At 67.1% G+C, this 12,020-nt stretch carries 17 protein-coding genes; 7 read left to right on the top strand and 10 right to left on the bottom strand.

The annotated features are described in order from the left end of the window. Positions 1 to 15: 15 nt before the first annotated feature. From O1G21_RS29630 to O1G21_RS29620, 3 genes are all read right to left on the bottom strand, one after another. The gene (locus O1G21_RS29630) at positions 16 to 561 is read right to left on the bottom strand and encodes a glycine-rich domain-containing protein (protein WP_270147987.1); all 546 of its coding nucleotides are present in this window, start codon (positions 559 to 561) and stop codon (positions 16 to 18) included. 665 nt (positions 562 to 1,226) lie between these two features. Beyond that, positions 1,227 to 1,463, bottom strand: coding sequence for a hypothetical protein (locus O1G21_RS29625; RefSeq protein WP_270147985.1), 237 nt, complete (start codon positions 1,461 to 1,463; stop codon positions 1,227 to 1,229). Further along, positions 1,460 to 1,690 (bottom strand): hypothetical protein, encoded by a 231-nt coding sequence (locus O1G21_RS29620; protein WP_270147984.1) that lies wholly within the window; start codon positions 1,688 to 1,690, stop codon positions 1,460 to 1,462. The genes O1G21_RS29625 and O1G21_RS29620 overlap by 4 nt, the downstream gene beginning before the upstream one ends. Positions 1,691 to 1,821: 131 nt before the next feature. Between O1G21_RS29620 and O1G21_RS29615 the strand changes: the two genes are divergently transcribed. Continuing rightward, complete coding sequence (locus tag O1G21_RS29615) at positions 1,822 to 2,589, top strand: helix-turn-helix domain-containing protein (protein WP_405000837.1); 768 nt, start codon at positions 1,822 to 1,824, stop codon at positions 2,587 to 2,589. 79 nt (positions 2,590 to 2,668) lie between these two features. Here O1G21_RS29615 and O1G21_RS29610 read toward each other — a convergent pair whose 3' ends face one another. The 6 genes from O1G21_RS29610 to O1G21_RS29585 form a co-directional block, all read right to left on the bottom strand. Beyond that, positions 2,669 to 2,848 carry a hypothetical protein gene (locus O1G21_RS29610; protein WP_270147980.1) on the bottom strand — a complete coding sequence of 60 codons (180 nt, stop codon included), beginning with the start codon at positions 2,846 to 2,848 and terminating at the stop codon, positions 2,669 to 2,671. After that, positions 2,829 to 3,047, bottom strand: a complete 219-nt coding sequence (locus tag O1G21_RS29605; RefSeq protein ID WP_270147979.1) for a hypothetical protein — start codon at positions 3,045 to 3,047, stop codon at positions 2,829 to 2,831. The genes O1G21_RS29610 and O1G21_RS29605 overlap by 20 nt, the downstream gene beginning before the upstream one ends. 756 nt (positions 3,048 to 3,803) lie before the next feature. Further along, entirely contained in the window at positions 3,804 to 3,980 is a 177-nt protein-coding gene (locus O1G21_RS29600; RefSeq protein WP_270147977.1) for a hypothetical protein, read from the bottom strand. 16 nt (positions 3,981 to 3,996) lie between these two features. Continuing rightward, the gene (locus tag O1G21_RS29595) at positions 3,997 to 5,169 is read right to left on the bottom strand and encodes a phage major capsid protein (protein WP_270147976.1); all 1,173 of its coding nucleotides are present in this window, start codon (positions 5,167 to 5,169) and stop codon (positions 3,997 to 3,999) included. A 623-nt stretch (positions 5,170 to 5,792) separates the two neighbouring features. Continuing rightward, positions 5,793 to 7,466, bottom strand: coding sequence for a recombinase family protein (locus O1G21_RS29590; RefSeq protein ID WP_270147974.1), 1,674 nt, complete (start codon positions 7,464 to 7,466; stop codon positions 5,793 to 5,795). A gap of 77 nt (positions 7,467 to 7,543) precedes the next feature. Continuing rightward, a complete protein-coding gene (locus O1G21_RS29585; protein WP_270147972.1) occupies positions 7,544 to 7,681 on the bottom strand; it encodes a hypothetical protein in 138 nt (45 codons plus the stop codon). 294 nt (positions 7,682 to 7,975) lie between these two features. Here O1G21_RS29585 and O1G21_RS29580 point away from each other — a divergent pair, with 294 nt between their 5' ends. Beyond that, positions 7,976 to 8,839 carry a helix-turn-helix domain-containing protein gene (locus tag O1G21_RS29580; protein ID WP_270147970.1) on the top strand — a complete coding sequence of 288 codons (864 nt, stop codon included), beginning with the start codon at positions 7,976 to 7,978 and terminating at the stop codon, positions 8,837 to 8,839. Next, positions 8,836 to 9,129, top strand: a complete 294-nt coding sequence (locus tag O1G21_RS29575; RefSeq protein WP_270147969.1) for a DUF397 domain-containing protein — start codon at positions 8,836 to 8,838, stop codon at positions 9,127 to 9,129. Before O1G21_RS29580 ends, O1G21_RS29575 begins: the two co-directional genes overlap by 4 nt. A gap of 48 nt (positions 9,130 to 9,177) precedes the next feature. Here the strand turns inward: O1G21_RS29575 and O1G21_RS29570 are convergent, their stop codons facing one another. Further along, positions 9,178 to 9,486, bottom strand: coding sequence for a cupin domain-containing protein (locus O1G21_RS29570; RefSeq protein ID WP_270147968.1), 309 nt, complete (start codon positions 9,484 to 9,486; stop codon positions 9,178 to 9,180). Positions 9,487 to 9,556: 70 nt separating this feature from the next. On the opposite strand from O1G21_RS29570, the gene O1G21_RS29565 reads away from it, so the two are divergent. Genes O1G21_RS29565 through O1G21_RS29550 form a run of 4 tightly spaced genes read left to right on the top strand, consistent with a single transcriptional unit; the run spans position 9,557 to position 12,015 of the window. Beyond that, positions 9,557 to 10,390, top strand: a complete 834-nt coding sequence (locus O1G21_RS29565; protein ID WP_270147967.1) for a hypothetical protein — start codon at positions 9,557 to 9,559, stop codon at positions 10,388 to 10,390. A 46-nt stretch (positions 10,391 to 10,436) separates the two neighbouring features. Continuing rightward, entirely contained in the window at positions 10,437 to 11,210 is a 774-nt protein-coding gene (locus O1G21_RS29560) for an NAD(P)-binding domain-containing protein (protein ID WP_270147966.1), read from the top strand. Between the two features lie 47 nt (positions 11,211 to 11,257). Then, positions 11,258 to 11,926, top strand: coding sequence for a GNAT family N-acetyltransferase (locus tag O1G21_RS29555; protein WP_270147965.1), 669 nt, complete (start codon positions 11,258 to 11,260; stop codon positions 11,924 to 11,926). Then, positions 11,899 to 12,015, top strand: a complete 117-nt coding sequence (locus O1G21_RS29550) for a hypothetical protein (protein ID WP_270147964.1) — start codon at positions 11,899 to 11,901, stop codon at positions 12,013 to 12,015. Before O1G21_RS29555 ends, O1G21_RS29550 begins: the two co-directional genes overlap by 28 nt. Positions 12,016 to 12,020 lie beyond the last annotated feature (5 nt).

Raw genomic sequence — 12,020 nt, 5'->3', positions numbered from 1 at the left:
TTCGGTGGGCCCAGGCTAGTGGGCTTCACCGCCCCCACCTCCGCCACCGCCACCACCGTTGCAGTGCGACGCGCACGCCCCGGGGTTGATCGGTCCGCACCCACCGGGCACCGGCGTGTGGGAGCAGTTCGCGGCCACGGCCACCAGTGCGCGGGTCGGGCCGGTCCACAGCTCGTGGTCCGGGGTGTACCCGGCCTCTTCGATGAGTGCCACGGTCCGGCTGAGCGCGGCCGCGTCGTGACGCGTCGGGTCGGGCCGCTCCGGGTAGTGGTGAACGAACCCACCGAGCTTGTCGCACAGCCCGGCGTACACGCGGGTGTGCAGGATGAGCGCGTGCCAACCCTCGTCCACGACGTTGGACGGCGTGATGCGCACGGTGGGGAACGTACGGGCGGTAACGACGAACTTGAGCGCTTCGGTAACGATGCGCTCGGCGGTACCGGCGGCCATGCCGGGGTTGTTGTCCAAGACGGTGAAGACAGCCCCGTCGAACTGCGCCGGGGTGAGCAGGTTGCGGACGTCGGAACCGGCGGGGCCGGGCGGACGCTCGGGCGTGGTCATACTGGTGTCTCCTCACATCGTGCGGAGTTCCGGGCACCGATTGGTGTCCGGGGCGTGCGGTGCTGCGGAACCCGCTCCGGTCGGCTGCCTTCCAGGGATGACCGGCCGGGGCGGGAGTCTTGTGGCCCGTTCAACCCGGCTAGCTGTTCACGCGGGTTGCCGGTTCGAACGGGAGTCGTTGAGCCCGGGGCGGACGCCCCAGGCGGTTCGCTTCGTAGTGGTTCTCTACCGTCGGCGGACCGGCGCACCGGATCGTCAGGAACACGGGCTTCGGCCCCTCGTACCGCCGGAGAAGGACGGCCGTCTGCCGCACCCTGCCGTTCACGGGGTCGGCGAACTGCTGCCGCCGGACTACCTCCCAGACACGGTTGTGTCCGTCGCGGAATCGCCCATTCGCCCTGGGCAGCCCCAGGCGTTGAACGCAGCCGTCTTGGTTCGGGCACTCGCACGTCTCGGTGTTGGCCACCGTGGCGACGACGTCGGACATGAGAAACGGAGCGCCGGCGGGAAGCCTTTTCTGTTGCACGAGCGAGCCCTTCCGGGGTTGCGGTAGTGGTCCCGCCCATCCATGACGGGGGGCATGTACGGACGGGACCACCGGTCCCGAACCGGGACGTCCACCCAGGTCGTCACCATGCTGGGCGGTGGTACGGGCGACGTGGCGATTACTCCGAGGAGTACCGGCGCCGGTCGAGTTCGGCCCGGAGCGCGAACCGGCGGGCGTTGATCCGGGGCCGCGAACGGACGACTCGAACGATCTCGCGCCGGGTTGGGCTGACCATGAGCACGGGCCACGTCCACTGAAGGGTGCCGTGCCAAAGAACATGGACGGCCATCTTCGGGTTGCGCCCGAACAGCTTCAGCCAGCGCCCGGTGATCGCCCAACGGCCATACGGGTTCACGCGGCAACCGGGGCGACGACGCGGGGGCGCCTGCGGCCGCACACCTGAACTCGGGACTCGTCCGGGTGCGCCTGCTGGTAGTCCGGCGGAAGCAGGTAGCCGAACCTTCGGCACTCGCACACCCAGGTGGTGATGCCGTCCTCGCCCACGGTGCCATTGATCAGCTTGCCGCAGTCGCACCGGTCGGGCCCTCTCGCCGACCCTTGAGTAGGTTCGTGCTTCACCATTGCTGCTCCTCTGCGTTTACGGAGGGCTTGATGGTGTCCCGGAGGGGCAGGCCATTGCGACGCCGCCAAGGCGTCTCTCCGGCGTCCTGACAAGGCGTCATTTCGGTGTCGTTCAGCAGATGTCAGCCCCTATGGTGGGGCTCATGACGACGCCGAACGAGACGCTGCGGGCCGTACGCCTTGGACTCCGTCTCAGCCAAGACGAGTTCGCGAAACGCCTGAGGGAAGTTGGGGTGAACCAGGGAGAACCCAATGACGCCAGCAAGCGTCTCGTTCAGCGCTGGGAGTCAGGGGAGGTCAGGTCCCCCCGTCCGGTGTACGTTCGAGCCCTTGAGGCTGTCACCAAGCTTTCTGTGGACCGCCTCGGCTTCGACTCACCACAGCTACCGCCAAGGGTCAGCGTGGACGGTACGGGAGGCCATGACATGACCAGCGATGAACCGGGCGTGCCCGTGCAGGCCGCACCGGCTCCCACGGGTGAGGACTACTCGGGGGTCTGGATCAGCCACTACGAGTTCTTCAGCAGTAGCCGGGAGAACACGTTCACCGGCCTGCACCACGTCGTACTGTCCCAGAGCGGAAACCGGATCTCTGGCCGGTCCCTCCCCGGTGCGTCGTCCAATCCCGACTCGCCGCTGTCGTTCGATCTCACTGTAGATCGGAACGTCGTAACGGGCTCGTGGGTGGAGCAGACGGCACAGGACGGCTATTACCAGGGGGCCAGGTACCACGGCGCTATTCAACTGCTGGTCGATCCGACCGGGCGCCGCATGGCCGGTAAGTGGGTTGGCTTCGGTAAGGAGTTCGACGTCAACACTGGGCCTTGGGAACTCCGTCTACTGGACAAGTCCACGGCTGAAGACGTCCTGAGTCGCTACAGTGTGCCGCCGGAGGCGTAGCGCGCATGAGCCCCAAGCGCAGAGAGCCCCCGTACCGACACACCCGACATGGGTAGGACGGTACGGGGGCTCTCTGAATTCAGTAGTGCTCGGGGCAGGCGCAGATCATGCTGAGGCTATCCGGCCGGGGGTCGGCTCCCATCTCGGCGCGGAACAGCGCGACGTAGACCGGCCAGAGCGGATGATCTCTGACCTCACGCGTGTCGTTATCCATCAACAGGCATGCCAGATCCTGGAGTTCACTGCTCGGATTGGTCACGTCGGTATGCCTCCATCGCTGTCCGGGCGGCAGCCTGAGCCACCGCAACCGGGTCGGTGTCGTCGCTCGCCTCGCTGGCCCGCTCGTGTGCCGATAGCGCAGTGTCGAGCTGCCCCAGGAACCGCAACAGCGGGTGCGAGACCGGCACGCCGGAGGAACCGGCCACCATGACGCCTTCAGCGGCGATCGTCGCGGCCACGGCGTCCCAGATGGCCCGGAGTGCCGGGTAGCGTTCCCCAGTCGGCTCTGTGGGCGCTGGGCGGCTTCTGGTGATCGCCTCGGCGGCCTTGCGGGCCCGCGCGGCGGCTTTCCGGTGAGCGTCCGTGCAGAACCGGGTGCGCGGGTCGGCAGTGGCAGGGATCTCAGCGCCGCACGGCGAGTGCGCGCACCTTCGCTTCATCTTTCCTCCCTTCGGGTTGGCGGACAGTCCACGGGGGCCAGGGCGGGACGGACGCGTTCGGCGAGCTGGGGCTGGGAACGCCAGTGGCACGGCCGGCGAACTTCCGGAGCGCCCCGCCCACCCAGCGTGCCCACAGTCAGACGCCCTGACGGCATCCTGTGCAGCGGACAAGCCACGCATCCGAACGCGAATCACGCTCGGCACCGACAGGCAGCCTGTCCTTCGGCGCGTACGAGCAGCGGGGGCAGGAGCGGCAGCGAACGGGGACCCACGACAGCGGGCTGTAGTCCTGAACTGCACGCCCGGCTGGCTGCACCCACGCGGGTCGCATCCACGAGGGCCACTCGCTCAACAGCTCATCAGAGCCAGGAAGTTGGTGAACGCAGAGCCCAACAAGCTGCCGGTCGTCGCCAACGCGGTGACCGCCTTCGACCTTCCGTCCCCATCCCTGTGCGATGAGGTACCCCCCGACGTCGGAGGGCACCACCACCCGCATACCTGCCCCTACCGGGGTCCGGTCGATCCGGAGCCCGGTCAGCAGCTCAACGAACACGGTCAGACCCGTACGGCCAGGCCAGCGCCCACCAGCCAATCCGCCTCATTCTGCGGAATCTCGTAGGTCTCCCCGTTCTGGAGAGTCCGCGAAGGGGTGCCGTTGTCGGTCGGGCCGTAGCCCATCCAGCCGATCATGCGAATGGAAGTGGTCGGCTCGTTGGTGTTGAAGTTGGTCATTGCGGTGAACTCCTTATCAGGCGGAAACGGTGATCTTGCAGACGGCGGCAGCGTTCGGAACAGCGATCGCAGCACGGGCAATCGCGCGGACCGCCGTGCCGTCCTTCAGGAAGCCGAACTGGTTGCTGATCTCGAATCCGGCATCCTTGCGCCATACGGCAAATACCTGATCCGCCTCGTACACGAGAATGTCGGTGTTCGGCATGAACGAGGAGAGCCATACCGGAACCCCGAGGATCGACCGCTGGACTCCGGCAGTAGGAGAACCGGCCGACTCGCTCAGAAGAGGCTTCAGCGAGCCGGACATCTCGCGCAGCGCCAGGAGCGCAGACCACGACTTCGGCGCCATGACGATCGCCGACGCCTTCGCGTTGGCGGACTCCAGTAGGCCGAAGGTCGACACGAACGGGTCGAGATCCTTGAGCCCGCCCGCAACGGCAAGCTTCTGAATCCCAGCGGTGTTGGCTATGCCGACGAAGCCCTTCCCGCTGCCGGTGCCCATCAAGGCTTCCCGGTCGAATCCCAGAGCAACGGTTCGCAGCAGCGACTTCGCCATGGGGTTCAGAAAGGCGGGCCCGCCGTCCTGAATCAGCTCGTTCGCGATCAGGTCGGCAACGGCGATCTTCTTCGAGGTCACCTTGAGCGGCTCGGCTCCGAAACCGCCGGTCGGAAGGTCGTCCAGCTCCCCGACGAAGCCAGCGGAGAAGTCCGAACGGATCACCGGGAACGAGTAGGTCTCGGCGTCCGTCTCCACCCGGTTCACACCAGATGCCATGACCACAGACTGAGGCGCGAGAAGGTCAACGAAGTTCTTCGCCACCTGCTCGGGAGAGAACGCCTTTCCCGTGCTGGGCGTGGTGATGCCCCGGGACATTTCCAGCGAGCGATGCATGAGCTCACCGGGCGTGGCACTCCAAGATGCCTTCGTGAACCTCTCAGGGTGACCTGCGAACGTGGCACCGCGAAGCGGGGACTGTGCGCGTATTGCCGAATCCTCAGCGGCAGCAGCAGATATATGCCGCTTCGCGTTCGCATCCTCCTCAGCAATGAGGTCGAGCAGCTCACCTTCTCGCTTCTTTTCGCCGCGAGTAAGCGAACGGTTCTTTATGTCGCCAGTAAGTTCGCGAAGCTGCCTCATCGCAGCCTCTCGCCTATCTATCGCTATCTGCGCAATCTCGGCATGGTTCATGCGGCACCCCGCTCTAGGAAGATTCATGAACCAGAGAAGGCACGGCCTGACTCTGGTCTCTCAAAGCGACCTAGAGCGCAATGACTTCCCAGCCCCGAGGATGCTGTTCAGGTGGTTTGGCGCCGTTTCCGGATTGCTTAAGAGTTTTCTATGGCGTACTGAAAAACTCGCCAAACCACCACTACACCACCATCGGTGCTGCCCGCCCGTTCGCTGAGGCGCCGATATGTTGCGTACATGACGTAGGACACTCGGCGACGAAGTGCGCGACCGCTGAACGGGTGAATTTTGGGGGCTCTCAGGCTCAAACAGGCAGGTGGACGCCTTCCGCAGTCCTCAAGATCCCCAACTCGCGGCCGGCATCTGCTGAACTAGCGAACATGACTCGACAGACAGGCAGCAGCAGTCGAACCCCTCAGTTCGAACTCCGTTGGGGTGGACTTCATTTGACGATCCAGCGCATACCCGCGTGGCTCATCACCGCAGCTACAGCGGGCGGCGGAACCCTCGTGGCGCTGCTCAGTCGGCGGTGAACTCCCGCGTGGTCTTCCCGCCGTGCGGCCGTCTGCGGGCATGACGAAGCCCCGGCAGGCTCAGGGGCCATACCGGGGCTGTCAGGGTCGTTACACGGCCGAAGCGGGTTCGTGGATTCGAAGCTTCGATCCCGGAACGAGCGCTCCGCCATCCTTCGGTGGTTCCGCAATCTCCCCTGCCGGGTCGTGGTCGATCTCGGCGCTGATCTCGAACCCCGTCGGGTGATTCTTACCTTCCGCCTTCTTACCCCGGCGGGGGAACAGCCGGACCACGACACCGTGTTCTTCCAACATCTCGCGTCGCGCAACGGTGTCAGCAGTGCGCCACTCGTCGGCCACGGTGCGGCCGGTCGGGACGCTGTACCAGCCTGCGGGCCGCTGGGGTTCCTTCTTCAGTTCTTCGATCTTTTCACTGATCCGCTTGTACTCACGCTGGAACCAGGCCGTGTCCTCCTCGGACTCGTACAGCCCGGCTTGCCGATCTGCGCGCAGCCGCTTCTTTGCCACCTCGTGCTCGGCTATCTCATTGGCGATCCCGTTCCCGGGGTCGTAGACCCGCTGCATAAGCTGACCGGCACCGAACCGGCCCAGGAACCAGGACTCCACCTCAGCATCAAGCGCGGCCACCCCGAAGGAGGGGGCGGGCTTGCAGTGCTGCGCGTCTTCCCAAGCCAACGTGCGTGCCCGGCAGCCCCACGCAGGGACGCTTGTCCGCTTGCCGTCGATGATGCGGTCAGCCGACCCTGCACGCTCGGCGGTGTGACCGCAGACGCCGCACTTCACCCGGTAGGACAGCAGTGCAGTGCCTCTCGGTGCGGGACGCTTCCTCGGGGTCGCGCGCTTGGGGCCGAGCTTCGCCACCAGGGCGTCATGGGTGGCCCGGTCCCACAGGGGCGGCGCGATGCGCACGGGCATCCCGTCGTCACCGATCACTGCACGACGCCCGTGCATCAGGTAGCCCATCGCAGCTTCGCTGGTCAGAATTCGAACCAAGCTGTTCGGCCGCCAAGGCGCCCCCTTCGGCGCGCGGCCGTACAGGATGGCAAGGCGGTCTCCAGGGTTCGGCACTCCGGCCCGGGTAAGTCGATGGATCTCGGTCCACGGCGTGATGCTGCCCGACTCGTCCGCCAGGATGCGTCGTGCCACTTCCCGGATCACTTCTGCCGACTCGGGGTCGATCTCGGTGTGCGAGATTTTCGCTGTCGGCGCCGGACGCACATGCCGGTAGCCGTAACTCGGCTTGTTGGCCACCTGCCCGGCTGCACGAGCGCGCTGGGATTCCTGCCGGTTGCGCTCCCGAATGTTCCGGTGCTCGATCTGCGCACCGAACAGCTTGAGCGTGAACTCGCTTTCCTGGTTGGGGTCTTGTAGATCCCAAATGCCCCGATGGTCGGCGGTGACCAGAAGCTGTCCGCGCCGACTGGTGTCCCGCGCAAGCGTGAGCCCTTCGAGCACGTCACGACCAATGCGGTCCACGGCGGACGCCACCAACCCATCGAACGGGCCGCGCTGACCTAGAAGCCACGGACCGAGCTGCGGGCGGGTGTTGGGGTCAGTAGCGCCCGACACCTCCCAGTCGTCAGCCCACCCGATGATGTGTCCACCAGCATCGACAGCAGCGGCGAGAACATACTCCATCTGTCGCACGGGGCTGCTGGTCGACGCCCGGACCCGCGAGAGTCGACGAAGTCCGAGCAAGCACTTGCCGCACCCGTCGTACGGGGTCACGGGCGCTTCGGCATTGGCCAGGATCTTTGACGCCATGGGTAACGCTCCCTACTCGATCTCTTACCGAGCCGGAGAGCGCAGGGACTTCCAGGGCGCTACTACGTCAAGCGCACCTAGGCGTTGACGAAGAGTTCGAGGAGCGCGACCTCGGCGTCGGCGACCAGGTCGGGCTTCCACCCGGCGCGCGAGGTGGCCTCGCGCAACTCCTCGCGCGGGGCCGACCAGTCAGGGGGGAGTGACAGGGAGAACACGAAGGAACCTCCGTGGGGGTCGGGAGACACCTCCGAGCGATTGATGATCAATCAGGAGAGACCGCTCGGAGCGTGATCGTGACGTGCGCGCACAGCAGGACACCTGGCGATTGCCGTCTGTGTGCGGCTCGTCACACACAGCATGGGGTCAAAGACTCACTCTTGGCAACTCGTCTCGGAATTTTGGATATATCCAAATCGAACGCCAACCCGGGCTCCTACAGTGGGAGTTGCCGGTGGCCAACGTGACCGCCGGGAAGGCAGACTGGTCCGTGAGGCTCAGAGAGGGCGGGGATGGCCGGAACAACAGGTCCAACGGTTCGACGGAGGCAACTCGGAGCCGAGCTGCGCCGCAGGAGAGAGGAAGCCGGCCTCTCGCACGAAGAAGTCGCCGAAGCGCTGAGCGGCATGAGCCAGCCGAAGCTGTCCCGCATCGAGAACGGCCGTGGCGCCACCAAGGTGGATGACGTCCGGCGACTCCTCGCGCTGTACAAGTGCGAGGACACCGATCTGATTTCAGCACTGGTCGACATGGCCAAGAACGGCTCGCAGCGCGGCATGTGGTGGCAGAGCTACGGCGCTCACATCAGCCCCGAACTCGGCGATCTGATCACCCTTGAGGCCAGCGCCTCGTCTGTTCGCACATATGAAGGCGCTTTCATCCCCGGACTTCTGCAGACTCCTGCATACGCACGCGAGATCATCAGGAAGATCAGCATGCGGCCCGACGTCAACGTCGAGGCGCTGGTCGATGTACGCATGGCCCGACAAGGCGCACTCACCCGATCCGAGCCCCTCACCCTCTGGGCCGTCATCCACGAGGCAGCCATCCGGTCCGGCGTCGGCGGGCCCGCTGTCATGGCCGAACAGCTGTCGCGCCTGATTGATCGAACCTCCCAGTCGAACATCAACATCCAGGTTATGCCGATCGGCGCACCGGCTCACCACGGAATGGGTGGCGCCTTCACCATCCTCGGCTTCCCGCAGCGCCAGGACCTCGATGTCGTCATGGTGGACGGCTCGTTGAGCAACCTCTGGGTCGAAGAGGTCACCGACGTAGAAATCTACGGGGCGAAGTTCGACGCGATCAGGGCCGATGCCCTCGGATTCGACGACTCGCTCGCCATCATCACTGACCAGAGAGACAAGCTCACATGACGTTCCACCCCAACGCCGCTGCCCTAAACCTCACTTGGCGCAAGTCATCGCGCAGCAACGACTCCGGCAACTGCGTCGAATTCGCCATGCTGGAAGAGACACCGACCTTCAAGAAGTCGTCGTACAGCGGCGGCAACCAGAACTGTGTCGAGTACGCGCTCCTTCCCGATGCGGTCGCGGTCCGAGACAGCAAGAACCCTTCCGGCCCTGCCCTGGGCTTCGGCCGCGCGGCACACGCCTCGTTCATTCGCGCCGTCGCCGTAGGGGAGTTCGACTTCGGGCTGCTCTAGTCGCCCACTTCGGGGTGCCTCGCCCATTCCCGGGCGAGGCACCGCCCATCACTCCCCCTCCGCGACCTCCACTATCAGCAGCGTCCCCCGGCTGCCCGCCCGCACCGCGTGGCGGGCGCCCGCCGGGATCCGGCACAGCTTGCCGGCGCCGACCGTCAGCCCCTCTCCCTCCACCTCCAGCTCCAGGACGCCGTCGGCAACGAACAGCACCTCCGCCGTCCCGTGCACCTCCGCCTCCAGCTCCCGGCCGTCCATCCGCAGTACCTTCACCGCCGCCGTCCCGACCCTCCCCAGCACCACCGAGCGCCAGGCGTCGGGCAGTTGGGCCGCTTCTTCCTTCACGTCCACCAAGCTCATGACCAGGGACGCTACCCGGGCCGACCGTTAAATCGGTCGACCGTTTGGCAAAACCTGCCAGGATCACCGGGTGAACGCTCGCGCGCTGTACGAGGCGCTACTCGACACCGACGGCCCGTACGAGGACGTCATCGCCCCCTGGCTCGCCCAGTCCTCCGCCGACGACTACCGAGCCCGCCTCCACACCGCCGCCACCCCCCGCGACCACTGGTGGACCGACAAGGAGGACGGCTGGAACCTCCTCTGGGAGCTCTACGCCCTCAGCCGCGTCAGCGACTACCTCCTCCTCGACCCCAAACTCCCGCCCTACCTCCACCTCTTCACCGCCCTCGGCATGACCCCCTTCGACACCCAGTCCCCCTTCGACCCCTTCCTCCACGAGATCACCGAGGTCGAACAGGTCGACGATCCCAACGCCCCCATCGAGATCCTCGACGTCCGCTGGCCCGGCCTGATGCTCGGCGAGCTGCTGTTCAACCGCGCCGGCGTACGGGTCCGGGCCGGTGCCGCCCACGCCGAGCGCGGGGTGGCCGACCGCTGGCCGATCTACTGGACCCACCGCCGCGCCCACCGCCCCACCCGCGACCTCTCCCAGGGCTGGGGCAACAACTCGCAGTGGCGCACCGACTTCCGCCTCGACTACCGCACCGCCGACGGCGACCTGCTCAACATCGCCGAGGACGCCCCGATCGACGGCCGCCCCGACCTCGACCCGAACGACTACGGAAACCTCGGCCCCGACGAGCGCCTCCTCACCCCCACCGAGCGCCGCGAACTCCTCCGCCACCGCACCTTCCTGCGCGCCCCCGCAGCCTCCTCCGACCCCGCCTGGGCAGCGGACCTCTTCCCGTTCGAATGGCGCCTGCCCGCCGACGAGGTGGTTGGATCGCTCGGGGAGCGGTGATCCGGGCGGGCGTAGCCGCGCGGCCGCAGGACGACGGGGGAACGCAGTGGAACGCATCGGGATCATCGGTGTGGGCGAGATCGGCCGGGCCCTCGTGGTCGGTCTGTGCGACGGCATCGAGGAGCCCCCGGAGCTGTTCCTCTCGCCGCGCGGGGCGGGTACGGCGGCCGAGCTGTGCGAGCGGTACCCGACCGTACGGGTGTGCGCCGACAACCAGGAGGTGCTGGACCGCTCCGACGTGGTGGTCATCGCCGTCCGGCCCCAGGACCGCGGCGAGGCCCTCGCCGCGCTCCGGGTCCGCCGTGACTGCGTGGTGGTCAGCCTGATGGCCGGCACCGGGATCGACGAACTGCGCCGGACGCTCGGCACCGACGCCCCGCTGGTGCGCGCCATCCCGCTGCCCGCGGTGCGTGAGCGCCACTCCGTCACCGTCACCTGCCCCTCCCACCCGGTGGTGGACGCCCTCTTCGACCGCCTCGGCGGTGCCCTCCCCGTCGCGGACGAGGCGGCCTTCGACGTCTTCTCCGCACTGACCGGCACCCTGACCGCCCACTACCAGTACCTGGCCACGCTCACCGAATGGGCCGCCCGGCACGGAGTTCCGCCCGAGGCCGCGGACCGCTACGTGCGCGGCCTGTTCCAGGGCGTCGAGCGTGCGTTGGGCGACGACACCCGTTCCCTGCGGCAGCTCGCACGCGACCACGAGACACCCGGCGGCCTCAACGAGCGCATCCGCACCACGTGGTTCGACGCGGCCAACTCCGAGGCCCTGACCGAGGCGCTCGACGCACTGCTCGTCGATCTCCGTGAGGCCGGGTAAGTGTTGGATCACTGCGCATGATCACACCGGTTGATAGGTAGAGACGCATGGAAGAATTCAGAAACCTCGGGGACGTCCGGGAAGCCGCCGCCGGGGACGGGCACCTGCTGTGGGCGGCCCAGGGACGACCCGACGGCCGGCTGGGTTCCGGCGTACGAGCCTGGCGGCACGGATCGGCCCTCGCGGTGGCGAGCCCCGACCTCTCCCGGCGGGACCGGCTGGCGATCAACGGCGATCCCGATGACGCCGCGCACCTGGTGCGACACCTGCTGGGCGAACTCGCACCGACCTACCGGCCCGTCGGCGACGCGCCGTTGATCAACGCGCTGATCGACCGCATCCCCGGCCTGACACCTCTCCGCGAGTTCTTCTGGATGGAGACCTCGACCGTCCCCGACTCCCCCGCCGCCGGGGTGGAGTGGCTGGACGAGGTGGCGGTGAAGGAGGCAGCCTCGCTGTTCGACCGATTCTTCCCCGACTCCTTCGCCCGACCGGACGACGGCGGCGCACACCGCTGGGCCGGAATCGTCGACTCCCCCGGGAACGGCGCCCCACCGGAACCCCTGGCCGTGGCGGCCGACGTCTGGGCGGCCGCCGACTGCGGCTTCCTGGCCGGGGTGTGCACCCACCCGCCGCCCGCGGACGCGGGCTGGCGCGGGTCGTCTGCGGTTTCGTCCTCGGGGAGTTGGTGCGCCGGCACGGGCGTGCCGCCCTGATGGTGCACGCGGACAACCCGTCGGCCATCGCCGTCTACGAGCGCCTGGGCATGACCAAACGGCTCCTCACGGCTGCCCACATCGCCTGAGTCGC

Source organism: Kitasatospora cathayae, assembly GCF_027627435.1.
GTDB lineage: Bacteria > Actinomycetota > Actinomycetes > Streptomycetales > Streptomycetaceae > Kitasatospora > Kitasatospora cathayae.
The sequence above is the reverse complement of the archived record's forward strand: the minus strand, read 5'-3'. Positions and strand labels throughout refer to the sequence as shown.